Source organism: Rhizobium sp. PL01 (genome assembly GCF_033447125.1).
In the GTDB taxonomy this organism is placed as follows: domain Bacteria; phylum Pseudomonadota; class Alphaproteobacteria; order Rhizobiales; family Rhizobiaceae; genus Pararhizobium.
This window is the reverse complement of the sequence record NZ_JAWQUM010000008.1, coordinates 308,526-334,513: the sequence shown is the minus strand read 5'-3', so window position 1 is coordinate 334,513 and position 25,988 is coordinate 308,526. Positions and strand designations below refer to the sequence as shown.

At 60.0% G+C, this 25,988-nt stretch carries 13 protein-coding genes and 1 pseudogene; 8 read left to right on the top strand and 6 right to left on the bottom strand.

What is annotated here, in order from left to right:
* Positions 1–131 precede the first annotated feature (131 nt).
* The 5 genes from R6X40_RS20115 to R6X40_RS20095 form a co-directional block, all read right to left on the bottom strand.
* Positions 132–1,097 carry a spore coat U domain-containing protein gene (locus R6X40_RS20115; protein ID WP_318415579.1) on the bottom strand — a complete coding sequence of 322 codons (966 nt, stop codon included), beginning with the start codon at positions 1,095–1,097 and terminating at the stop codon, positions 132–134.
* A complete protein-coding gene (locus tag R6X40_RS20110; RefSeq protein ID WP_318415578.1) occupies positions 1,094–3,379 on the bottom strand; it encodes a fimbria/pilus outer membrane usher protein in 2,286 nt (761 codons plus the stop codon). Before R6X40_RS20110 ends, R6X40_RS20115 begins: the two co-directional genes overlap by 4 nt.
* A 115-nt stretch (positions 3,380–3,494) precedes the next feature.
* Positions 3,495–4,214: a molecular chaperone gene (locus tag R6X40_RS20105; protein ID WP_318415577.1), complete on the bottom strand. Its 720-nt coding sequence runs from the start codon at positions 4,212–4,214 to the stop codon at positions 3,495–3,497.
* A gap of 16 nt (positions 4,215–4,230) precedes the next feature.
* Positions 4,231–4,734, bottom strand: coding sequence for a spore coat U domain-containing protein (locus R6X40_RS20100; protein ID WP_318415576.1), 504 nt, complete (start codon positions 4,732–4,734; stop codon positions 4,231–4,233).
* 502 nt (positions 4,735–5,236) lie between these two features.
* Positions 5,237–5,557: a ParA family protein gene (locus R6X40_RS20095; RefSeq protein WP_318415575.1), complete on the bottom strand. Its 321-nt coding sequence runs from the start codon at positions 5,555–5,557 to the stop codon at positions 5,237–5,239.
* Positions 5,558–6,034: 477 nt separating this feature from the next.
* Between R6X40_RS20095 and R6X40_RS20090 the strand changes: the two genes are divergently transcribed.
* A complete protein-coding gene (locus tag R6X40_RS20090; protein WP_318415574.1) occupies positions 6,035–6,433 on the top strand; it encodes a plasmid mobilization protein in 399 nt (132 codons plus the stop codon).
* The gene (locus tag R6X40_RS20085) at positions 6,433–8,817 is read left to right on the top strand and encodes a conjugal transfer protein TraA (RefSeq protein ID WP_318415573.1); all 2,385 of its coding nucleotides are present in this window, start codon (positions 6,433–6,435) and stop codon (positions 8,815–8,817) included. The genes R6X40_RS20090 and R6X40_RS20085 overlap by 1 nt, the downstream gene beginning before the upstream one ends.
* Before the next feature lie 443 nt (positions 8,818–9,260).
* Here R6X40_RS20085 and R6X40_RS20080 read toward each other — a convergent pair whose 3' ends face one another.
* The gene (locus R6X40_RS20080; protein WP_318415572.1) at positions 9,261–9,419 is read right to left on the bottom strand and encodes a hypothetical protein; all 159 of its coding nucleotides are present in this window, start codon (positions 9,417–9,419) and stop codon (positions 9,261–9,263) included.
* Between R6X40_RS20080 and R6X40_RS31640 the strand changes: the two genes are divergently transcribed.
* The 6 genes and pseudogenes from R6X40_RS31640 to R6X40_RS20045 all read left to right on the top strand — a co-directional run bounded on the left by R6X40_RS31640 (position 9,418) and on the right by R6X40_RS20045 (position 25,843).
* Entirely contained in the window at positions 9,418–17,274 is a 7,857-nt protein-coding gene (locus R6X40_RS31640; RefSeq protein ID WP_412178423.1) for a DUF4082 domain-containing protein, read from the top strand. The genes R6X40_RS20080 and R6X40_RS31640 overlap by 2 nt on opposite strands.
* A gap of 134 nt (positions 17,275–17,408) precedes the next feature.
* Positions 17,409–17,856, top strand: a pseudogene (locus tag R6X40_RS20065) (DDE-type integrase/transposase/recombinase); the annotation flags it as partial.
* Positions 17,857–18,009: 153 nt separating this feature from the next.
* Positions 18,010–20,799 (top strand): bifunctional aconitate hydratase 2/2-methylisocitrate dehydratase, encoded by a 2,790-nt coding sequence (locus R6X40_RS20060; protein ID WP_318415571.1) that lies wholly within the window; start codon positions 18,010–18,012, stop codon positions 20,797–20,799.
* A 525-nt stretch (positions 20,800–21,324) separates the two neighbouring features.
* Positions 21,325–22,596 carry an ABC transporter substrate-binding protein gene (locus tag R6X40_RS20055; RefSeq protein WP_318415570.1) on the top strand — a complete coding sequence of 424 codons (1,272 nt, stop codon included), beginning with the start codon at positions 21,325–21,327 and terminating at the stop codon, positions 22,594–22,596.
* A gap of 17 nt (positions 22,597–22,613) precedes the next feature.
* Positions 22,614–24,518 carry an ATP-binding protein gene (locus tag R6X40_RS20050; RefSeq protein WP_318415569.1) on the top strand — a complete coding sequence of 635 codons (1,905 nt, stop codon included), beginning with the start codon at positions 22,614–22,616 and terminating at the stop codon, positions 24,516–24,518.
* On the top strand, positions 24,515–25,843 hold the full coding sequence (locus R6X40_RS20045) for a sigma-54 dependent transcriptional regulator (RefSeq protein WP_318415568.1): 1,329 nt from the start codon (positions 24,515–24,517) through the stop codon (positions 25,841–25,843). Before R6X40_RS20050 ends, R6X40_RS20045 begins: the two co-directional genes overlap by 4 nt.
* The last annotated feature ends 145 nt before the right edge of the window (positions 25,844–25,988 follow it).

Here is a 25,988-nt window from a genome sequence, read left to right as displayed (position 1 = left end):
GACGACGGTGCACTATGGCAGCACAGATGCCGGGGTAGGAGACCGTCACTCTATCAGAACCAAGGCGAAGCTACTCTCATCACATCGGCTCCTGTATGCATATGTAGATCAGAACGGTATTCGCCTGTGGCCTAATATGTCACCGTTACCACAACCGTATCGGTATACGTGCCCGTGGACGGCGTATTTTGAGGTGCGACGCGTCCGTAGACTGGGATGTTTTGCTGCGCGCCGGAACCGGTTCCGGACACGGTCTCTCCTGCAGCACTTCCCCAGGGCTGATTGCGAGCGTTGTTTTTGTAGAGGCCATAGACGATAGCTTCTGCTCCCTTGGTCATCTTGCGCTGCGTCGGGAGCGTGTTGCTAAGGCCGCCGTTGAGTGAAATCGAGTAGGGTAGAGTCAGAGTGCAGGTGACTGACAATTGTCCCGCGGCATCGACATTCGAGGTGATCAGGCCATGATTGCCGAAATTGACGCCCTGGGCGGTCACGTCGCAGGTGCGATTGACATTGGCCTGTACATCGAAATTTACCTGTGTCGGGTTTTGCGTCATTGCTGCACAGGATTGCGGGAACAGGACATAGGACGCATAGGAGAACCGCGTCTGGGCGCCGGCAAAGCTGGCGAGATAGGCACCTCCGCCTGCGGTTTGCTGGTTTGCCAGAATGCGGGCGTAAATCGGAACGTGAACCGTGGTTGTCGTCAAGGGAAGGGACAGGAAGTCAATTGGCGGCGGTGCACCGATGGTTGGCTGATCGACAGAGCCCCATGGGATGGTTCGCCCTGCATCCTGATAGAGTTGGAAGCCAAGTGCCTGACCGGACGGACCGATCATCTGTCGCGCCGAACCGTTGAGGCCGCCTGACCCCGCTCCAATATTGGGGCAGACGCGCATCGAAAGACCGATCGTCAATGTGTTTCGGCAGACAATGTCCAAGGTGGCCGAACTGTCGACCGCCGCTCCGCTGAGAAGTGTGACGCTACCGAAATTGATGTTCGATATGCTGAAATCACATCCATCGGCTGCTTTCGCGGGCTGCTCCAATATGAACATCATCAACACGAAGAAGATCGGCAGAAACAGCACTCTCGTCATGACGGGCTCCGGCAAATTGCGACGCGGGCAGAAGCAACTGCCGCTGCCAAAGCGGCGAGGTTAAGATCGGCGACGCAGCGTCCCTTGCTCGGCTGGTCGACGATCAACCGGTTATTCGTGTCGAGTCCGGTGAGATAGGCTTGGCCGTCATAACCGACGACGATCGGTTGTTCGGCGCCATCGAGCATCGCGGAGGAACCGGCTTCGACGAATGCGCCGCTTTCATCCTGAAGAATCACCAGCAGGGCTTTGACATCCGTCCTGACACCGAGATCGATGACGACACCGCTGCGATCGCGAGGTGTGACAAAAGCCCGTGTCGTTTCGATCTGGGTATCGAGGGAAAGGTTGTCGGGGTTGATGCTGATTGCATTTTTATCGTAGGCGTTCAGGCCCGTGACAAGGAGCTTTCCGTTCCATCCGGTGCGCCCTGCCGGCCGGTTTTCCAGTTCGACCGCGACATCCGGCGCGCCGGCGTCCACGATGCCAAAAGCATCGTCGATCCGGTTGCTTAAGAAGACCCCGCCGCCTGCAACCGCGACCGCGCCATCCAATTGAACATGTGTCGAAAGCTGGTGCCGTCCGTTGTCGACACCTGCCTCGATGCGGCCAATGGCGCTGCGGTAGCTTCCGGAGGCGGCGATGCTTCTGTGTGCACCTTCGACGCCACGCAAGCGCCAGCCCGTACTGTCAAGTCCGCCCTGCTCGGCCTTGGTAATATCGGCGGAAGCGGTAAAGCCGTCCGCATCTACAGAAATTCCGGTACCTGCGGAAATATCGTCGCCAAAACTCCAGGAAAGCCCGGCAAAAACGCCGAAGACATCGCGATTTTCGACATCGGCATAGGCAGTCACAAAAACGTTGCCGCGTTCACCCAAGGCGCGGTTGGCAGTGATGCCGAGCAGTCGCGAGCGAATCTCGTCTGTCGTTTCCAATTGGGTGTAACTGACATTGAGCGATGTCATGTCCAGAACGGATGGCAGCGAAACGGATATCTGGTCGAGCACTCGCGGCGCGCGTGCACTGGCGAGCGGGATGCCGTCCGCAATGAAATCGGGGTTAGCGGTGACCGAAGCAATGTCATCATAATCGCCGAACGTGCGCTGCGTGCGCGCAAAGACGTGCAGGTTCATGATATCCGCCTCGACTCTTGCAGAGAGCAAGAAACCACTTTTCCCGTGATGTTGGCTGACGGCGCCTGCCACCGATGCAATGCCGAACGGGCCGATATTGAAGACGCCGCCGCCGCCGCCATTGAGCAGATCAGCACCACCCTCTGCATGGGCTTCCAGCGTAAGCCAATCGGTGGCACCAATCCGAGCCGTCGCCGACAGCATCGGCTGCTCGTCATAATCGAACGATTCCGTCGCATAGGAGCGGCGGGCAAAACCAGCTTCGCCTGAAACATCCCACAATCCCGGGGCCAGAAGATCGGCAGACACGTAAAACGGCGTCTCGCTGACGGTCTCGCGTCCAAGCGCATCGTGCACGACAAGCCGGGCATTTCCCGCACCTGTGATAAACGGAAGATTAGTAATCGAAAACGGCCCTGCCGGAACATCGGTCGTCAAGCGGCGGGCATTGTCGACATAGACGTCCACCGTCGAGGGAACAACCGCCGAGCCGGACAGAAGCGGCAGCGGCATGGTGACGAGATCTGGCCTCAGCGCAAAATTACGCTGAATCTGTATGCCGCCGAGGCGGACCGGCCGGGTCCAGCCAAGACTTCCGGTCGTGATGTCACCCATGCGATAGGTCACCATCTGGCTCTCGCTGGAATAGGACCAAGTGGTATCGAGCCGGACGCCGTTAAACAGTTCCGCGTCGGAGGTGCTGACGATCTGGGACGACGTCAAAACGCCGGCAGGGCTGAAGAACCGCGCTTCCAGTGCGGCGGATAGCCCCTGGAAATCGGTGATGTCGCCGACATCCTGCCCTCCCGACGAGCCATAGAGTGTGTAGTTCATCAGAGCACCGGTTCCGGTCTGGGCTGTCGCTGGCTCACTGGGATCGTCGCTGCTGTTTTGGGCCGCCTCGTCACCTGCGTTGATAGTGCGTTCCACGAGGGCCGAATTCTCCACCGTAAAATGGATGGTCTGCTCCGCCTCGTCATAGGTGTAGGACACACCTGGCAGTTTCGACACGTCGATGAAGCCGTCGGGTTGGCGGGCGTCTGCTACGGGTAAAAGGCCTATGTTGCGCAGCTGTTCGGGATCGATCACCAGCCTGTCTAAACTACTGCGCGAGAACGCCGCGATCATCTGCGTCGATGTGCCATTCACGAAGACCTCCAACTGCAAACCGGCAAGCGAAACCGACGCGGCCGTGGGGGGAGGGATATCCTGACCCCGTGCGCAGACGGGCGTGCCGAACGCGAGTAAGAGCCCCAGAACGGCCTTAACTCTTGGTGAGGCGCGCGGTCGCATCAAGGGGGCCTGCCTCGCTCTGCGCCTTCACATTGATGGCAGAGCCGCGGCGGTCGTTGCCGGCGGATGGCACGAACCAGCGCGCATCCGACTGGCCAAGAACATATCCAACCAGACCATCATGCCGGGCGATGACGTTGCGGCCGTCGCTGAGCGTCAGGTTGGAGACCTTGAGGCGCTTGCCACCTCTATTACTGACGGACACCTCGTAACCGCCTTTGACCACACGAACACGCCATGTCGGTGCAGCATCTGAGATTTCCGTGGGAGCGAAGAATACAGGGATGGACTGGCGCACGACCAGCATGACGACCCCGGCCTTGCGCCCGCCCGATGGCGGCAGTTCATCGACGATCAGACGGTAGCTTTCCTCCGAAAGTGGATTTTTCTTCGTGATGCGCACGACGCGAACGATATTCTCGGCCCCTGGCTTCAGTGTCGTCATGGGTGGGCTGACAACCACGCCGTCGGCCGGCAGGTAGATGTCCTTGCCGTCCTCCTGCCGCCACCGGAAGACACGGATTTGGACGTTCACAGGCTTACTGCCATCGTTCCATATCCGTACGTTCGAAGTGGCGGTCGCTCCGCTGAGATCCAGAATGACCGGCGCGACACGCAGCGATGCCGCTTCGTAAGGCGCAGAGAATTGCAGGGCGGTGGCAAAGGCCACCGCCGTCATCAGCTTCCACATGGGCGTTCCTCGCTTGCTAGTAGGTAAGTGTTACCGTCACGGTGTCCGCATAGGCTCCCGGTGTCGGCGCATTCTGGGGCGGAACGCGGCCATAAACCGTGTACGTCTGAGCGGCGCCGCTGCCGGTTGCAGCCTTTGTGTTGGTGCCGATGGTGTTGCCCCAGACGATACCTCGCGCTGCATCCGTGTAGAGAGAGTAGGACACGGTTTCCGCGTTCGGGCCGGTCATCTTGCGCACCGCAGTGGTGGCGCCGGAGCCGATGCCGGCGTCAAGCCCGACATTGTAGGATGTCCCGTTCGTGCACTGAACCACCAGGTTGCTCGACGCGTCGAGATTGGTGCTGATGATGCCGACCGAACCGAAGTTGAGGTTGGCTGCAGAGTTGATCTTGCATTCGCCTGTGATGGTGATCTGGACGTTAAACTGTGTCGTTGCCGTTTGCGAGGACGCCGTCCAGGGCAGAAAAACAACGAGAGCGCAGCCCCCGATTACGCTCGTCAGTATCCTATGATTCTTCATGGGTACACCTAAGCTGGCTGTGTGCGTGACTAAGGTCACGTCGCGGTTTCTGTCCGTATCACTAATCGGTGAGACACTATACCGGCGGCCTGCCCACGGGGTCGATCTATTGGCCGATGGAGGCTACCAGTCGTTTTTGCCGACAATCATTATTCGTCCGTTACGCTAACCGAGGTGTGTGTCTCGATTTAATACAATTAATGATTGTGGTTAACGAAGCATGAATAGACGATAAAGGGCCCGTAAAAAACCTCCAAAACGCGACGATACGCGAAACCGCGTTGGGAAAGGTTGGTCTGCCCCGTTTGGTAGCGAGCTTTTGAGAAGCATTTGAGCTTTCGCAGGGCGGGTGAAGTAACGCCCCCGGCCCTCCTTTGCGCGGCACGCAATGATCGCTGGCCCTGATGTTTCCGCCTGATCCGATCCCAGTCACATTGTCCCGGGCTCTTCTTTTCATGCGCGGTCTACTCCACTTTCGCTGTCACATCATACGATCGTCACTTCACCAACTTTCTGCCGCAGAGGGCAACGCTCGTGCGGTAATCCATTTTTCAGTGTGCGCTTGAATTTTCGTTGCCTCGCTCTCTTCGTTGCAGCCACTGCATCCCAAAACCGTGAGGTCGCTGGCTTCGGAACACGCGACGGCAGCTTTCCCCATCTCGGCGGCGTTTCTTTTCCACTCGATGGAAGGATTCTGCCGATTGTCCGCATCGATCAACAGCACACGGTCCCCACGCAGTGCATATTCACCACCGAGCAAAGTGACGAGCGTGGTCTTTCCAGCGCCGCCCTTGTTGCTCACGGCCGCATAGGTTCGGGTCATGTGATCGTTTCCGCTCCTTCTGTTGCGTGGAGATTGTGCTTCGAACCCAAGGGGCATGCAAGCAAAAAAAGAATATGTCTTGTTCATATCAGACGAAGGTATTTCAAAGGAACACGGTCCGCCTGCACAGTGTGGAATATATTCCACACGCCCCAAATGCTCGCCATTTCGATGGTGTAGCGATGTAGTTGTCATATGTAGAGAGCCTTTAAGTATCGTTATAAAGCAGTTGTTTCGCTTGGATGTCTAAAGTGAGATTCGGTGCTCGCACTTGGCGTGTTCGTGACGAGCGTGCTGGCGTCGAAACGGGTATCTAAACGCGATCTCCGGTGTTTTCTGATTATCAAATGGCTTGAAAGAATGTTACCGAAACGGTATTGTCTTTTTGGCAGGATACGCAAATTTGTGATACAAATTTGCTGACGATCGACGGACCAGCCGTCGATGAGGCCTGCAGCCGGCCGAAGGGAAGGTCCGATGAAGCTGCCTGCACTCAATGACCCGACAAAAGAACGCAGGCGCGAAGTCCTGCATGCGCGGTTCAGCAAGGCTGAGATCGAGCGCATTGGGTATGCTGCAAAAGATGCCGGGATGACGGTCTCGGGTTTCCTGCGGTCTCTGAGCCTGGAAGGCGCCGGCGTGCGTCCGTTCTTCACGGACACGGATCGGGCGGTGCTTTCGCTGCTTCTGTTTGACGTCAAGGCTGTCGGTGTGAACCTCAATCAGTTGACGCGGGCGCGAAACAGGGGTGACAACGGCCGGTCGCAGGAGGAGAGGGCGGTGATCGATGATGTTCACCGCGTCGTTGCCATCGTCCTGTTTGAACTGCGGTCCTTTTCCAAGCGCGGCGCTCGCCGGCATGTGGGGAGCGTTTGATGGAGATCTTTCTCGGCGCGTTCACGACTGAATGGGAGCAACGCAAGGCGGCGTTTCTCCATGATCTGACGCTCGGGGGACGTTCCCAGCCGGAGGAAGAGCGTCGCCGTCGGGGTGGCGCCGTCCCGCCTGCGCGCCCGGCGGATAACGCGAAGATATCAGGTTTTCAGTCTCGGGCGGGAGGGAGGCGCGGGCTGGACACCGTCCACCGGCGTGCCGACCGGCCGATGCGCGCCCGCTTTGCGGGGCTTGCCTCGGGCAGCCAGCCGGCCGTTGTCAAAGTGGCGTCGTTTGGCGGCGGGTCGAGGGTGGGCGCGATGATCAACTATGTCTCCCGCAATGGCGCCGTCGTGGTCGAGAACGAGCGCGGCGATCAGCTTGCCGGTCGTGAGACGCTTTCGTCTATCGGCGGCGAATGGGATCACCTGTTCAAAAACCGGGCTGAGAGCCGGGACATCGGCCTGTTCAAGATCTCTGTCACTGAGAGTGGAGGCGCGAGTGGACGCGCGGACGACACCCTCTTTGATCGCGCCCGGGAGATTGTGAAGCACGGACTGGGCGACCGCTCATTTGCGTTTGCGGTGACCGCGCGGGCGGATGGAAGCGGGTTCGACATTGACGGTGTAGCGGTTTTGAGAAACTCGGGCGGTGAGCGTCTTACGGCCGACGACAAAGCCGCAGCGATTGTGCAGGGACGGATGGATGCCACGGAAAGCATCGAAAGCGCAGCGTTTCGGTTTGCAGGCCACGGCAACGGCACGGACTATGGCACCACCCAGGTGCGCGCGCTGGTGGCGATGCATAGGGGCAGTGTCCAGGACGAGAAAGGGCGCGCAATGACGGATGCCAAGCAGGCGGGCGATCTCGTCCAACTCGAATGGCGAGACCAGCTTCACAGCCGCAAGCCGCGCGACGTCATGCACCTGATCCTCTCGGCCCGCGCAGGAACGGACACGGCCGCGTTTCAAAATGCCGCGCGGGATTTTCTGGGCGAACAGTTCACAGGCCACCGGTACGTGTTCTCGATGCACGATGCAGGCAGTGATCCAAAAGCGGAGGCGACAGGAGGCAAGCGTCCGCACGTTCACGTGCACGCCATTATCGCGATGCGATCGGATGCCGGTGGCCGCGTCGAGACGAGCATTCCAGCGTTTCGTCAGTGGCGTCTTGTCATGGCCGAAAAGGCGCGGGCGCATGGTATCACTATGGAGATGACCGACCGCCGTGACCGCGCCAGCGCCCCCGCTTACTTGAAGAACCAAGTGCGTCCGGTGAACATGATCGGTCGCACCAGACATGAGGGCACAAGCGCTGCGGCGGATCGGCGTTACGAGGCCAAGCGTGCCGATTTTCCCAGTCGTGCGGCAACAGCGCGAAGTCAGGCCTACGAGCATCGGGCCCATGAGGAGTGGCGAGAAACAAAGAGCGATATGGATCGTGGAGCGCAACACGACTTCATCCGCTCGCAAATGGTCCGGCTGGAAGAACCCAGCGTCGCAGCCGAACGACGGACCATGGCGAGCGGCGAAACGACAGATCCCAGCTCGCAATCTCGAACATATTTGGTAAAGTTGGCAGAGCTCGTTTTTGAGGGGGACAATATGCGCCACATGACGCGACCTGAATTCGAGGCCTATGAGAAGCGCGTTGAGACAGCGCTGTTTCAAGCGGAGAAAATCATGCCGCCGCAGGAGCGCAAGGATTTCGAGGAGATCGCCCAGGCCGCGCGTGAACACGTCAATGTTCGCCGTGAGATCGTCGAGCCGATTGAGGAGCGATCGACGGCCAAGGATCCGGATCAACTGTCTCACGGACCGGGCAGCAACACCCCGCATGATGACAAACAGCGGTGGGACGCCGCCGTTGCGCGACATGGTCTCGCTGCCACCGATGAAGCCAACACAGTTCTCCTCGACATCGAGCGAACCCGGGAAGCGATCGAGCGGGTCACCGCGGAGCGGCCAGACGATGTTCGTGCTTTGCAGAAAGAACTGTGCACCCATATCTCCAAGGCAGCCGAGCTTGCCATTTCTGGAAACGCCATTGTTCGTGAGGTTGCAGAAATCGATCAGGATTTGAAAGCTGTGCTTCAGGCACTTGAACGCGATCGTCAAAAGATCCTGCAGCAGAAAACGACGACAAGGGCTCATTCGACCGAGGCGGCGACCACTGGCCGCGGCACGCCCCACGGTGAGCAGGTGCGGATGCCGGTTGACGGGTTTGAAACCGAAACTGAAGGTGCTTCGAAGGACACCGCTGCAAAGCGGGAAGCGGGCGATACGACAAAAAGTGAACCTGTGAAACAGCACGGTTCCCGATTGGAGGAAATTCAGCGCGACGCAAACCAGCAAAACGGACGGGACCAAGATGAGCGGGAACGATAGGAGGCGCTCTGATGCGTGAGACAGTACGATAATCGGGGTCGAGGAGGAGCGAAAAAGCGGCGGTGGCGTCGCTGGAGTGTCCGGCGGTTTACTTTTTTGTTCTCATCACCCTCTCACTGGTCGATCGCGGCAGCCGACAAACAATGCGCTGGCACCCTCGATATAGGCGTTGTTCCGATCCGGCCAGCCACCGCGCTTACTAGCGTTCTGTATCAAACCACCGGTCACGTCCTTCGCCATCCGGTCGCGTCTCCTTTCAGAGACTGTGTGGCCGTTCGCGAAAGACCACGTCTGTCACCAGCCCGATGCTCTCCCACCGAAGTTCCTCAACGATGGGTTTAAGCCCGGATGCCCCCGCAACCCATCATCACATTGGAGTACGGACCCTTGCCACTCTTACCACCTTAGGAAGTGTCGCGCAGACCGATTGCTAAGGTTTACGGTCACGTGAAAGCTGGCAGGATCGGTGTTTGTAGAAACGTGATCTGGGCGGCAAATTTGAACTGCGTTAGTTCGTTAACCGGGCGGCGTGAAAAATCCAAACGGTCGTCAAGATTAGCCAAGGCCTCCAGCATCGAACCAAATTGTCGGGGAACTTTCATGAGCCATTTTCGCGAGATCGCTTTCATCGACCCCGCCGTCGCGGATTTCGAGAAGCTGGTTGGCGGGCTCCGGCCGGATGTCGAACCAGTCCTGCTCTCGCCAAATGAGCCGGCCATGGCTCAAATGGCACGAATACTGGAGTATCGCACCAACCTCGACGCAATCCACGTGATCGCGCATGGCCGGCCCGGCGAAGTAAACTTCGCGTCGGGCGCAGTGTCGTGCCAGACGATGGACGACAAATCGACCGGACTTTCTGGTTTCTGCGCAGCACTTGGAACGGACAGTGCCCTGCTGATCTGGGCTTGCGAGAGCGGCGCTGGTGAACGAGGTGCGGCATTCGTCGATGCGCTTGCGGCAAGGACAGGCGTTCGCATCGCGGCGGCGAGCGGCATTGTCGGCGCGGAATCCCGCGGCGGAACTTGGTCACTGGATCGCGGTGCTGGGCCTAGCCGTGCGCCGCTCACACCGGAAGGCATGAGGGCATATACAGGGATCATGGCGACATTCACAGGTACCACCGGTAACGACACCGCGAATGCGACGACGGGAACGCTGACCGGCTTCTCCGGCGGCACTGTTGCTCAGCTTCAAGACGCCATAGGTGATACCTTCAATGGTGGCAATGGCGCAGACGCGATCGTCGCTGGCAGCGGCGACGACACAATAAACCTGGGCAGCGGCCAGTTCGTTGCCGGCGAGTCGATCCAGGGCGGCGCCAATAGCGCCAGCGGCATACGCGACCAGCTCGTGCTAACGGCCAGCGGTACGTTCAATCTTTCGCTTGGCGTGGTTTCCGGCATCGAGACGCTGACCGGAAGTAGCGGCAGCGACACTGTAACGATGACCGCGTCGCAATGGGCAGGATTCGTCACACTGGATCTCGGCAGCGGCCTATTGACCACCGATGTCCTGAATGTCCTGGCGAGCGGCAATATCTCGGCGCTCACCATCCCGACGGTCAGCAGTGTCGAAGTGGGCAACCTCATTGGCACTACCGGCACCGACACGGTGACACTCAGCGGCGCCCAGCTCAATGCGATCCTCATTGGCACGGGTACTATCAATCTCGGCGACGGTAATGGCGATACGATCAATCTGACCTCAACCTCGTCCGACCTCAATAGCCTCGGAACGACGAATGCATCTATTCAAGGTGTCGAGGCAATCTCGGCTTCGGGCGCAGCGGCCGGTGTGACAATCACACTGAGTGGTCAAACTGAAGCGTTCGCTCTCACCGGCAGCAACCAAGCAGATACGATCACCGGCGGATCCGGTGCCGACACGATTGTTGGCGGTGCCGGTGCTGACACGCTGAATGGCGGCGCAGGCAACGACATAATCACCTATGACGGCTTGGATATTTCGATCGCCGGTGGAACCAACACCGACACGCTGACGGTCAACGGCGCGGCAACGATCAACCTGTCGTCCGTGGACCAGAGCTCCGGCGATGCTGCCAACGTCACCGGCTTCGAAAATGTGAATGCCAGCGGATCGAGCGTCGCCGTCAGCCTCACCGGCGATGGCAATGCCAATGTGCTCACGGGTGGATCGGCTGCCGACACGCTTGTCGGCGGCACAGGCGCCGACACGCTAAGCGGCGGAGCGGGCAACGATACGATCACCTATGACGGCTCGGATGTCTCGATCGCCGGCGCGGCGGATATCGATACGCTGCTGGTCAATGGTGCAGCGACGATCAACCTGTCGTCTGCCGACCAGAGCTCCGGCGACACGGCAGTCGTCTCTGGCTTTGAGAACGTGAATGCCAGCGGATCGAGCGTGGCCGTCAGCCTCTCCGGCGATAGCAATGCCAATGTACTCACCGGTGGATCCGGTGCCGACACGATTGTTGGCGGTGCAGGGGCCGACACGCTGAATGGCGGCGCAGGCAACGACACGATTACCTATGACGGCTTGGATATTTCGATCGCTGGTGGAACCAACACCGACACGCTAACGGTCAACGGCGCGGCAACGATCAACCTGTCGTCCGTGGACCAAAGCTCCGGCGACGCTGCCAACGTCACCGGCTTCGAAAATGTGAATGCCAGCGGATCGAGCGTCGCCGTCAGCCTCACTGGCGATGGCAATGCCAATGTGCTCACGGGTGGATTGGCTGCCGACACGCTTGTCGGCGGCACAGGCGCCGACACGCTAAACGGCGGAGCGGGCAACGATACGATCACCTATGACGGCTCGGATGTCTCGATCGCCGGCGCGGCGGATATCGATACGCTGCTGGTCAATGGTGCAGCGACGATCAACCTGTCGTCTGCCGACCAGAGCTCCGGCGACACGGCAGTCGTCTCTGGCTTTGAAAACGTGAATGCCAGCGGATCGATCGTAGCCGTCAGCCTTACCGGCGATGGCAATGCCAACGTACTCACCGGCGGATCCGGTGCCGACACGCTAAATGGCGGGGCCGGGAACGACACCATCACCTATAACGGCTCGGCCGTCCTGATCGCGGGTGGAGCGGATATCGATACTTTGCTGGTCAGTGGTGCAGCGACGATCAACCTGTCGTCTGCCGACCAGAGCTTCGGGGACACGGCAGTTGTCACCGGCTTCGAAAATGTGAATGCCAGTGTATCGAGCATAGCCGTCAGCCTTCTCGGCGATGGCAATGCCAATGTGCTCACCGGTGGGCTGGCCGCCGACACGCTTGTCGGTGGCGCAGGCGCCGACACGCTAAGCGGTGGAGCGGGCAACGACATAATCACCTATGACGGCTCGGATGTATCGATCGCCGGCGGGGCGGATATCGATACGCTGTTGGTCAATGGTGCAGCAACGATCAACCTGTCGCTTGCCGACCAGAGTTCCGGGGATGCGGCGAACACATCCGGTTTCGAAAATGTGAATGCCAGCGGATCGATTGCAGCGGTCAGCCTGACCGGCAACAATAGCGTGAACGTCCTCACCGGTGGGTCCGCAAACGACACGCTCAACGGCGGCGGCGGCAATGATGCGATCGATGGCGGCGGCGGAACTGGCGACACCGCAGTCTTCAGCGGGGCATTCACGAATTATACGATCACCCTTTCAGGGGCCATCTACACGGTTGCCGACAACCGCGGCGGCTCGCCGGACGGTACCGATACCGTCACCGGTGTCGAAAATTTCCAGTTCTCCGACGGAACGCGCACCGCAAGCCAGCTCACCCCGCCGCCAACCACGCAAAACAAGATCGTCCTGGAGAACCTGAAGCAGGGCAACCCCGTTAGCGAATGGGGTATCGACGGCGACGGCGACGGCAACATCCAGGGGTTTGCAACAGAGATCAGCACCAATATCGGCCAGACGGTCAGTTTCAAGATCGCGACCGACTCCGCCAATTACCGGATCGAGATCTACCGGCTCGGCTATTACGGTGGCGATGGTGCCCGCAAGGTGGCGACCGTCGACGTGAACCTCGCATCCGCGCAGGTCCAGCCGCATCCGATCGTCGATATGTCGCGCGGCCTCATCGACGCGGGCAACTGGGCGGTGTCGGCGAGTTGGGCCATTCCGCAAGATATGGTTTCCGGGGTCTACATCGCCAAGCTCGTGCGCGAGGACGGTACGGCAGGCCAGAGTCACATCCCCTTCATCGTTCGCGACGACAATGCGGCCAGCGATATCGTCTTCCAGACCTCCGACACCACCTGGCAGGCCTACAATGCCTGGGGCGGCGCCAGCTTGTATTATGGTGAGGTGCCGGTCGACCCTAACGATATGATTGGCTACATGCCGCCTAACTGCAGTTGCGGCCTGACTTCGATCGGTCGAGCCACAGCGGTCAGCTACAATCGCCCAATCATCACCAACACCAGCCCTATCGGCGGCACGCACGATTTCATATTCGGCGTCGAACATTCGGCGATCCGCTGGCTCGAGCAGAACGGCTACGACGTCTCCTATATCTCTGGTGTCGATGCGACGCGAAGCGGCAGCTTGTTGCTTAATCACGAAGCTTATCTTTCGGTCGGCCATGACGAGTACTGGTCGGCTGAACAGCGAACCAACGTCGAGGCGGCGCGCGACGCTGGCGTTAACCTTGCCTTCTGGAGCGGTAATGAAGTCTACTGGAAGGTTCGCTGGGAAACCAGCATTGACGGCAATGGTACGCCGTATCGGACGATGGTCACCTACAAGGAAACCTGGGGCGGAACCCCCGATCCGAGCTCCACCGCGACCGGCACCTGGCGAGACCCAAGGTTTGCCGATCCCGGACAGGAGCCGGAGAATTCGCTGACGGGTACCATGTTCTCGGTGGACGGTTACCGGCTGGACACGATCACCATCCCCTACGACTATTCCAATCTTCGTTTCTGGCGCAACACGGACGTCTCCGAGCTGCAGCCGGGCCAGACCTACTCCCTGGTCCAGAACCTGCTTGGCTATGAGTGGGATTCCGACGTCGAAAACGGCTACCGGCCCGCCGGGCTGATCAACATGTCGCTGTCGACGGTTTCGGTCGACACCTATCTGCGCGACTACGGCACTTCGGTCGGTTCTGCGACTGTAAACCACAGCCTGACCATGTACCGGGCCGAGAGCGGCGCGCTCGTCTTCGGCGCGGGGACCGTCTTCTGGTCCTGGGGCCTTGATTCGAACCATGAAGGGGCGGCCACACCAACCGATCCGAATGTCCAGCAGGCTATGGTCAACATGTTCGCCGACATGGGCATTCAGCCCGGGACGCTCGACGCAAGCCTGATCCTGGCGACACAATCGACCGATACGATCAAGCCGACCTCGACCATCACATCTCCGACCCTGGGCGCGAGCTTCGTCGAGGGACAGAAGGTAACGGTCACTGGTAGCGCACAAGATCTCGGCGGCGGCATTGTCGCGGGTGTTGAGGTGTCCCTTGACGGCGGCCAAAGCTGGTGGAAAGCGACAGGCCGCGAGGCCTGGAGCTACAGCTGGGTCGTGCAGGCGTCCGGGACCTACAACATCATGTCGCGCGCCGTGGACGACAGCCTTAATCTCGGCAACCCGTCCGCGAGTACTCAGGTCACGGTCAATCTGCCGTCTACATCGAGCCTCTGGACCCTTGCCAGCAAACCACAAGTAGAAACCAATCTCGACCGGGAGGGCATCGAGTTGGGCGTCCGCTTCCAGGCGGAAACGGACGGCGTTGTCAACGCCATTCGGTTCTACAAGGGTTTCTACAATGTTGGCCAGCATGTCGTAAGTCTGTGGACAACTACAGGCACGCGGTTAGCCACCGGCACGTCCTCCGTCGAACCCATAACGGGCTGGCAGACAGTAACGTTCGCCAATCCAGTGCGTCTTACTCCCGGAACGAGCTATGTCGCATCCTATCACACCGGAGGATATTGGTCATCGAGCAACAATTATTTCGCGTCGAGCTACACAAATGGCATGCTCACAGCTCAGGGCGGCGTCTACGCATATTCCAGCGACAGCAACGGCGTGTTCCCGAGCAATAATTTCACCTCAAACTATTGGGTCGATGTCGTATTCGCGCCCGATCCCAACCTCGCTCCGACGGCCGCGAACGATTCGGGGTTCTCGGTCGGAAAGAACGGGACGCTGCCAATATCCTTTGCCGCACTGGTGGCCAACGACAGCGATCCGAACAACGATTCGCTGACTGTCAGCGCAGTCAGCAACGCAACCAATGGGACCGTGACGCTCGACACCCAGACTGGCAATGTCATCTACACGCCGAACCTTGATTATAGCGGCCCGGCAAGCTTCTCCTACACGGCTTCGGACGGGCGCGGCGGAACGGCGACTGCGACTGTGTCCATGACGGTTCAACAGAACCCTGCCGGCGTGTCGTTGTTTCAACGGGTCGAAGGGCCAACGGGGCCTGCGATCAGTGATACCCAGTCATTAGAGCTCGGAATGAAGTTCACAGCCTCCACGGCCGGGACGATCAGTGGCATAAGCTTCTACAAGCCTGCAAGCGCCAGCGGTGTTCACACCGGCTCACTGTGGTCTTCGACGGGCACACTGCTTGCCACCGTTACTTTTACCAACGAATCCACTAGCGGCTGGCAGACGGCAACCTTCTCCAATCCCATTTCGATCACGGCGGGGACGACTTATGTCGCCTCCTACCATACGGCGGGGGTCTATGCTGCCACTGCCAACTATTTCGCAACCTCGAAGGCCAATGGGGCGCTGACGGCCCCTTCATCAGCGACCAGCGCGGGAAATGGCCTCTATGTCTCTTCGTCGGGCACCGCATTTCCAACGGCCAGCTTTCAGGCCACCAATTATTGGGTCGATGTCGTCTACAACCGATCAACCGTCAACACCGTGCCGATTGCCGGCAACGACAACGGCTTTACGGTCTCCAATAACAACTCGATTTCGATTGCCGCATCGCTACTGCTTGCGAATGACAGTGATTCCGATGGCGATCCTTTGACGATCACAACGGTAGGCGGCGCGACAAACGGTATGGTGGCATACAACAGCCAAACCAGCACGGTCACGTTCACGCCGACGTCGGGTTATATTGGGCCAGCAAGCTTCTCCTACGGCATATCGGATGGCCGGGGTGGAACGGCGTCTGGCGTCGTAAGCCTGACTGTGGGCCAATCTGCAACCACGCTAAACCTGTTTTCTTCAACCAATGCCCCGAGCACAGCGTCCGCGAATGACCCCGATTCCGTGGAACTGGGTGTAAAATTCGCTGCCTCCTCTGCCGGTTTAATAACCGGGCTGCGTTACTACAAGAGCAGCTTGGACACCGGCACACACACCGGCTCCTTATGGACCGGCGGCGGAAATCTGCTCGCCAGTGCAACCTTCACAAATGAGAGTGCCACCGGCTGGCAGACGGTCACGTTTACACAACCGGTTTCGATCTCAGCGGGGGCAACCTATGTCGCCAGCTATCATTCAAATGGCTTCTACGGGTCAACGCCGAACTTTTTTGTAACCGGCTACACGAACGGCCCTTTGTCGGCGCCATCCAGCGCGGGGAGCGGCGGAAACGGTGTCTTTGCCTATGGTACAGCCAGTCTTTTCCCGACGGCCACCTACAATGCAACGAACTATTGGGTGGATGTCCTTTACGAGCAATCAACCGGAAACCTGAGCCCTGTGGCGCTCGACGATTCCGGATTCTCGACGCCATACAACACTGCGCTCTCGCTACAGGCGAGCACACTGCTTGCCAATGACAGCGACTCCAATGGCGATCCGTTGGCTATCACCAGCGCCGGAAACGCGGTGAACGGCACCGTTGCTTTCGACAGCCAGTCCAATGCCGTCACCTTCACCCCGACGAGCGGCTACTCCGGTCCGGCGAGCTTTACATATTCTATCTCTGATGGTCAGGGCGGAAGCGCCACGGGAAACGTATCGCTCACCATCGTTCCCCAAGGCGAGCAGACACTGTTTTCGTCAGCCGACACGCCGGCGAACGTGACAGTCAACGACCCCGGCGATGTCAATCTCGGGATGAAGTTCCAGGCGGATGTGGCAGGCGCAATTACCGGGATACGCTTTTACAAAGGCGCGAGCAACACGGGTTCTCATACCGGCTACCTCTGGACGGCGACCGGCACCCTTCTCGGAAGCGCCACCTTCACCAACGAGAGCACGAGCGGCTGGCAGTCGACAAGCCTGGTTCAGCAGGTCGATATACAGGCAAATACAACCTACGTAGTCTCCTACAGCACCGATGGCTTCTATTCGGCGACAGGCAACTTCTTTGGTTCCGAGGTCTCGAACAACAATCTGCATGCGCTTTCGTCGGCACTCAGTGGAGGCAACGGCGTGTACGCCTATGGCGCGTCCGGGCTTTTTCCGACGAGCAGCTTCAACAACACCAACTACTATGTGGATGTCGCGTTCAAACCGCAGCTGGCGGCATAGCCGCGGGCTTGATGTGAACCCGGCAGCCGCGCGATAGATGGAGTATACGGCGAACAACAAATTCTAGACGGATGGCATCGGTGAGGGGCGTCGCCTTAACCGATCGGTGCTGATCGGATTGGTGTTCGACCGTCATGACCGATGTCCGTATCTATCGCTACCGGCGCCATCGTTTTCCTGCCAAAATTATCGTCACGCGTGGCTCTATTATCGCTTCCGGCTGAGCGTGCGTGACGTTGAAGATCCGCTTGCCAGCTCCGGCGGCGGTCGCGAGGTAAGTTTGCCGACAAATGGCAACTCGACGAGATGGCGGCATCGATCAAGCGAAGAAATATCGGCTGTGGCGCGCCGTCGATCCCAACGGTTATATTCTCGACACTATCCTGCAAAGTCGCGGCTCCTTGCCTAATGCGTAAGCTGCTCAAGGGTCAGGGTGTCACACAGCGGGTGTTGGTGACGGACAAGCCCCGCTCTTGCTCTACCGCAAAGGCCATGTTGATCCTGGGCGTGGAGCATCGCTCGCACAAAGGCCTCAACAATCGGGCAGAGAATTCTCACCTTTCTGTTTTTAACCGGTCAAAGTTGAATACGAAAGACCACTTTTTACTGAAATGCGGTATCTTGCCAGTCGGTCCTGGTTGACGTAATCGAAACCCATGAGGCCTGAGGCCGATTAACGATACCGTTGGGGGCGCTGCGTTTCAGCGCCATACACCTTAAGACGTTGGGATTACGATGAACCTTTACTTGGATTACCTGGCTGAGATCAAAAGCAGAGAAACTCAAGGGCTCGCTCCCAAGCCGATTGACGACGGCGCACTTGTTGCTGAAATCATCACACTGATTGAGGATGCCCGTAGCGAGCACCGCACAAGTGCGTTGAATTTCTTCATCTACAATACGCTGCCGGGCACGACCAGCGCGGCTGGCGTCAAGGCCGCGTTCCTGAAGAAGATCATCGTCGGTGAAACGCTCGTCCCGGAGATCACTCCAGAATTCGCCCTCAAACTGCTGTCGCACATGAAGGGTGGCCCCTCGGTCGACGTGTTGCTCGACATTGCGCTCAGCGATGACGCGGCGATTGCCGGGCCGGCCGGCGAGGTGCTTAAGACCCAGGTCTTCCTCTATGACGCCGACATGTTCCGGCTGCGGGATGCCTTCACCGCGGGCAATGCCGTCGCCAAGGGCGTGCTCGAGAGTTATGCCAAGGCAGAATTCTTCACCAAGCTTCCCGAGGTTGAGGACGAGATCAAGGTCGTGACCTTCATCGCCGCCGAAGGTGATATCTCGACGGACCTTTTGTCCCCCGGCAATCAGGCGCATTCGCGCTCGGACCGTGAGCTGCACGGCCAGTGCATGATGACGCTTGAAGCGCAGCAGGAAATCGTGGCGCTGCAGAAGCAGCACCCGGACAAGCGCGTGATGATGATCGCCGAGAAGGGCACGATGGGCGTGGGTTCGTCGCGCATGTCGGGCGTGAACAACGTCGCACTGTGGACCGGCAAGCAATCCAGCCCCTATGTGCCTTTCGTCAATTTCGCCCCTGTTGTCGCGGGCACCAACGGCATCTCGCCGATCTTTGCGACCACCGTCGACGTGACCGGCGGCATCGGCATCAACCTGAAGAACTGGGTCAAGAAAACAGGCGAAGACGGCAAGCCGATCATCAACAACGACGGCAACCCGATTCTTGAGCAGAAATTCTCGGTCGAGACCGGCACCGTCCTGAAGATCGACGCGAAGAACAAGAAGCTCCGCGACGAGAACGGCGAGGAGCTGGTGGATATCGCTAGCGCCTTCACGCCCCAGAAGGTGGAGTTCATGAAGGCCGGCAGCTCCTATGCCATCGTCTTTGGCAAGAAGCTCCAGACGTTCGCCGCCCAGACCCTCGGCGTCGAGCCGACCCCGGTTTTCGCCCCGAACAAGGAAATCACCATCGAAGGCCAAGGCCTGACGGCGGTCGAGAAGATCTTTAACCGCAACGCCGTTGGCGTGACACCGGGCAAGGTGTTGCATGCAGGCTCGGACGTGCGCGTCATTGTGAACATCGTAGGTTCGCAGGACACGACTGGCCTGATGACCGCGCAGGAGCTTGAGGCGATGGCGGCCACCGTCATCTCCCCGCTCGTTGACGGTGCCTATCAGTCCGGCTGTCACACTGCATCGGTCTGGGACAAGAAGGCGCAGGCGAATATTCCGAAGCTCATGTCTTTCATGAACAACTTTGGCCTGATCACCGCCCGCGACCCCAAGGGCGCCTATCATTCGATGACGGATGTTATCCACAAGGTGCTGAACGACATCACCGTGGATGACTGGGCGATCATCATCGGCGGCGACAGCCACACCCGCATGTCCAAGGGCGTGGCCTTCGGCGCCGATAGCGGCACCGTGGCGCTGGCGCTGGCCACCGGCGAGGCGACCATGCCAATCCCGCAATCGGTCAAGGTGACGTTTAGGGGTGCGATGCAGCCCTATATGGACTTCCGCGACGTGGTGCATGCAACCCAGGCGCAGATGCTCCAGCAACACGGCGACAACGTCTTCCAGGGCCGCATCATTGAAGTCCATATCGGTACGCTGCTCGCCGACCAGGCCTTCACTTTCACCGACTGGACGGCCGAGATGAAGGCCAAGGCCTCGATCTGCATTTCGCAGGACGAGACGCTGATCGAATCGCTGGAGATCGCCAAGTCCCGCATCCAGATCATGATCGACAAGGGCATGGAGAACACCGCCGAGACCCTGCAGGGCCTGATCGATAAGGCCGATGCCCGGATCGCCGAGATCCGCTCGGGTGCGAAGCCCGCACTTGCCCCTGATGACAATGCGAAATACTTCGCCGAGGTCGTCGTGGATCTGGACCTGATCGACGAGCCGATGATCGCCGACCCCGACGTCAATAACGCCGATGTGTCCAAGCGCTACACCCACGACACGATCCGCCCGGTTTCGTATTACGGTGGCACCAAGAAGGTTGACCTCGGTTTCGTGGGCTCGTGCATGGTGCACAAGGGCGACATGAAGATCGTCGCGCAGATGCTCAAGAACATCGAGAAGGCCGAAGGCAAGGTCGAGTTCAAGGCGCCGCTTGTCGTCGCCGCTCCGACCTACAACATCATCGACGAGCTCAAGGCCGAAGGGGATTGGGAAATCCTCCAGAAGTATTCCGGCTACGAATTCGATGACGTAAAGCCGAAGACGGCCAACCGGACAGAGTACGAGAACATCCTCTATCTTGAACGTCCGGGCTGCAACCTGTGCATGGGCAATCAGGAGAAGGCCGAGCGGGGCGACACGGTTCTCGCCACCTCCACCCGCCTGTTCCAGGGCCGGGTCGTCGAGGACACGGCCGAGAAGAAGGGCGAGTCGCTGCTGGCTTCGACCCCGGTCGTGGTGCTGTCGGCGATCCTTGGCCGTACCCCCAACATCGAAGAGTATCGGACCGCCGTGGAAGGCATAGACCTGACAAGGTTTGCCCCGCCGAAATCGGCTCCGATCGATCCCTTGGCCCGCCATTACTAAAGCGTGTCGCGATTTCCCTGGTTTATGATTACGTCATTTTCAGATTTATGATTCACTTGCCCATGGAAGAAGATATCCATGGGCAAGCCACATCCCGTAGCTTTGCGTGAGCGTGCTATCGCGTTTCTCGAAGAAGGCCACACGGTCATCGAGAGGCTGACCGGCATTTCCGGGGATTGCCACGGTTCGTGAACAACATGGTGATCCTGAAGCGTGCGTCTGGTGCTCTTGCGCCCGCAAGGCAGGCGCATATAGGCGGCAAGCTGCCGGAACGTGCCGCATGGCGTTGAGCAGTTTGCCCAAAACGGCGATCCGACGCGCCATGACCTCTGCGTCGCCCGACCCTGACTCCACTCGATAACGTATGGTTTATGTGGCGACGCCGCCGTGGACGGTAGACATCACGGCGCTGGATGGGCATTGTTGTCCGGTGTCGGCGCCGTGGAGGCGGGTGCCATGCGGAGGTAGATAATTTTGCTGGGTCAGGGGTTTCAACGCTGGGCGCGCGCGCTCCTGGTGCTCGCCATGCTGCTTTTCTGCGATTTTCGGGGAGCACTTGCGGCGGAGCTCTCGATCATCACCTCCTACCCGCCCTCCTTCTACGAGCCATTCCGGAAAGCCTTCGAGGTGCGCAATCCGGATATCCGCCTCACGATCGTCCAGCGCAATACGGGCAGCGCCAGCCGCTTCATCCTCGAAAAACCTGATGTCGCCGCCGATATCTTCTGGGCTTCGGCTGCGGATGCTTTCGAGTTGCTGAAGCGCCGGGGAGCGCTTCGAGCAATCAGGCCTCGGCAAACCGGGGCGCCAGAGCGGGTGCTCGGTTATCCGGTGAATGACCCGGACGGTTTCTATCTCGGCTTCGCATTGTCCGGCTACGGCCTCGTCTACAACCCTGCCTACCTCTCGCAATACGACCTGCCGGTGCCGCAAAGCTGGCAGGATTTGCTGAAACCGATCTATTCCGGCCATATCGGCATCACCTCGCCATCGCGCTCCGGCACGACGCATCTGATCGTCGAAGCCCTGTTGCAGAGCTATGGCTGGGAGCGGGGCTGGGCGTTGTTGTCGGAGATTGGCGGCAATCTGTCGACCGTTACGGCGCGCAGTTTCGGCGTCGCCTCGGGCGTGGCGCAGCGCCGCTTCGGCATTGGCGTCACGATCGATTTCCTCGCCAAGGCGCCGGATATTTCGGGCAGCGAAAACGTCTTCGTGCTGACACCCGACCCGATCTATGTACCGGCCAATATCGCCATCCTGTCACGGGCGAAAAACCTCGACGCAGCCGAGCGCTTCGTCGATTTTCTGTTTTCCACGGAAGGGCAGTGCATCCTGCTGCAACCCGCCATCGGGCGCATTCCCGTCCGGGCGGAGTTGAACGCCGGTCTTGTGCCAATGGAAAATACCGGTGGACTTCTGACCGCGCACGGGTTCGATGCGCGCCTTTCAGCGGAACGCTACGGCATCGTCAACCTGATCTTCGACGACTATATCGTGCGCCGCCGCGCGATGCTGGCGCGGCTCTGGACGCGACTGAGGGTGCTTGAGGGCAGGGCGGGCGACGATGCGACGCGGCGCAGCACCCTTGCGCTCGTCCGTCGGTTACTCGGCACGCCGCCGCTCCCGGCAGGTGGCGTACAAAAGCTTCCGGACGCACTGAAGGGGGAATGGCCGCGCGGCATAACCCGCACTGCTGAGCAACAGGCCTTTGCCCGCGATATCCGCGGCATCATCGAACAGAACCTGACGCGGGCCGAAGGCCTTCTCGTCTCCGTCTCGACCCCGGGCGGGCGGTAGTGATAGAAGCCGCCGCAATGAACACGCGTGACAGATTACCATCAGGACGGTCGAACCGCTGGCGCTTTGGCATCGGGGCACGCCTCGCTGCGTCCTTCGTTGTCATCGTTGGACTTGCCGTTTGTGCCAGTCTCGTCGGGTGGTTTTCCTATCGTGAGCTGTCGGGCGAGCTTTCGCGCATCGCCGAAGTGCAGATGCCGCAGCTCGCCTTTGCATCGCGGCTTTCAAAGGCCGGTGCCGATATCGGTTCGGTCACTGCGGCCCTGACGGGGGCCGAGACGCGGGCGGAATATGACGATACCCGGCGCGTCTATGCAGGGCGATTAGCGGCGTTGCAAGCGCTGCTGGAAAACCACGAACCCGAGCCTTCAGTGCAGGCGTTGCTGCCGCTCGCGAAGGCGATCAATGACAACTTGGCACAGATCGATCTCGCCGCTGGAAAGCGATTCACGTTGGCCGAGGCGATGCGTGCCGACGTCGACGAATTGCGCTGGGTACAGGCCGACCTGATCGAGGAGGCTGATCCGCTCGTCGACGACATCCGCTTCAACATCGAGGCAGAGACCCGAAACGGCCGCAGCACGGCAGCACTTGCCGAACAGCGGCGCAGCGAGGCTTTGTTGACTGCGGTTTCACAGGCCAACCTCGCGACGGGGTTGATCGCCCGGCTCGTCAGCAGCTCGACGGCCGAGGAAGTGCAGGAGGCCAATGCCTTTCTCGGCGATAGCGCCGACGAGCTTGCTGCTCGTTTGACGACGCTCGAAGGTTGGCCGGACAGTCTGACTGTACGCCAGCTCGCGAGGCGAATCCTGACACAGTCCGATCCGGCGACCGGCACCCCGAACCGGAAACGGTCGGAAATGCGGGAGGCCGGTCGGCTTGGCGAGCTGGCGAAGGAAAACGGCCGTCTCGTTGCGGACCTCGGTCAGCGCATCGAGGCCGAGGTTGTGGCAATCGAGGCAAGCGCCGGTGCCGCTGCCCAACGGGCGGCGGCGGCCATTGACCTCGGGCGCAAGTTGCTCGCGGCCATCGCCGTTCTCGCTGTCGTCGTCGCCCTTGTCATTGGCGTCTTCTATGTTCATCGCAGCCTGCTCGTGCGCATCGACCAGCTCGCCCATGCGGCTACGGCGATCAGCGAGGGCAATCCCGCCGTACCGATCCCGGCGGGCGGTGACGACGAGCTTGCCGATCTTGCCCGTGCGCTGACGCTCTTCCGCCAGACACGCGATGAACTTGTGCAGTCCGCGAAGCTCGCAGCGCTCGGGCAGATGGCAGCCGGCATCGGTCATGAGTTGAATCAGCCACTCGCGGCGATCCGCGCGCATATCCACAGCGGCTCCACGCTGATCGCCCGCGGCAAAAGCGAGCAGGCGCTCAACAATTTCGAGAAGATTCGCGCATTGACGGGCCGCATGGCCGACCAGATCAGCCATATTCGCCGCTTCGCGCGCCGGCCGGATGCAAAGCTGTATCCCGTCGATCTCGCCGCAGTCGTCCACGAGGCTCTCAGTCTGCTTGAACACCGATTTGATGAGGAAGGCGCCACCCTCACGCTTTCGCTGTCGCTAGACGTGCCAAAAGTCATGGCCGAACCGGTGAGACTGGAACAGGTCGTGGTGAACCTCGTCGCCAATGCGCTCGATGCCGTTGCCGACGGGCCGGAGCGGGTGGTTCGTGTGACGACGGCACTGAGCGACGAGGGCGCGATATTGACGATTGCGGATACCGGGACGGGCATCGCGGCGGCGGATCGCGATGCCGTGTTCGATCCGTTCTTCACCACGAAACCGGTCGGCACAGGGCTTGGGCTCGGCCTTTCCATATCCTACAACATCATCAAGGATTTCGGCGCGAGCATTGCTGTGCTGGAAACCGGACCGGGTGGCACGAGCTTTGTCGTGTCGCTGAAAGGAGCGGTATGACTGCAGATATCATCCTCATCGACGACGACGTCAACGTGCTCGATGCCTGCCGCGAGGTGCTGGAACTCGAGGGCTTCAGCGTGTCACCGCACGCCTCGGTCGCCTCGGCGCTCATGGATCTCAGGGCAGATAGCGAATCGATTGTCGTCTCCGACGTGCGTATGCCGCAACAGGATGGCTTCGATCTCCTGGCGAACGTGCGTGCAATAGACCGGGAGATCCCGATCGTGCTGATGTCCGGCCATGGCGACATTCCGATGGCGCTGCGGGCCATGCGCGACGGCGCCTGGGATTTTCTCGAAAAGCCCGCAGATCCTGTGCACCTCATCGAGACGGCGCGTCGCGCGCTCGACCATCGCCGGCTGCTGACCGAAAACCGGCGGCTTCGGCTGTCGATCGCTGCCGATGGGTGGGAAGCGCGGCTGATCGGCCATTCTGCGCCGATGGTCACGCTGCGCGAGCGGCTAAAACGCATCGCGGGTGCAGCGACCGACATTCTGGTTCTCGGCGAGACCGGCACCGGCAAGGAGGTGACTGCGCGCGCCCTGCATGATTTCAGCGGACGCAAGGGACGCTTCGTCGCCATCAACTGCGGGGCGATCCCTGAGACTATGCTGGAATCCGAGTTGTTCGGCCATGAGGCCGGGGCATTTACCGGCGCGCGGGAAAAACGCGTCGGCAAGATCGAACATGCGCATAATGGCACTCTGTTTCTCGATGAGATCGAATCCATGCCGCTTTCAGCGCAGGTGCGGTTGTTGCGTGTGCTTCAGGAGCGGATCATTGAGCGGCTCGGCTCCAACGACGAAGTGCCGGTCGATCTCCAGGTCGTCGCCGCGACGAAGGCGGACCTGCATCAGCTTGCCCGGCAGGGGAAATTCCGCGAGGACCTTGCCTATCGTCTCGACATCGCCCGCGTCGAAATCCCGCCGCTTTCGGCGCGCAGGGGAGACATCGGTTTGCTGTTCCGCCACTTTCTCGACCTTGCCTCGCGCCGTCAGAGCCGCGCCGCGCCGCGGGTCGACGCGACGTTCCTTGCCGATCTCGACCGGCGGAACTGGCCCGGCAATGTACGGGAACTCCGCAACGTTGCGGAACGCTACGTGCTCGGTCTCGAGGACATGCCGGCCGGTGCTGGAGCCCATGCCGGTGAGACGTTGGAGGCGCGCATGGATAGCGTGGAGCGGGCGATTCTGCTTGATAGCCTTGCCGAGCAGGACGGCCGCATCGGCGCCACGGCCGATGCACTCGGCATCTCGCGCAAGACGCTATACCTCAAGATGCGCAAGCATGCGCTCGGTGGGGACAGCGATGAGGGGGCGTGAGGTTACCGATCTTACCCCATGCGGCAGGCCTGATGTTACCTTTCTTTCCCATTTTTCCTGAAGGAATCCCGGTTTTCCGGCATTCCTCCAACTGGCACGGGGCTTGCTAACTTCCTGATGGCCGCCGAATTGCCGGTGGTGCCAT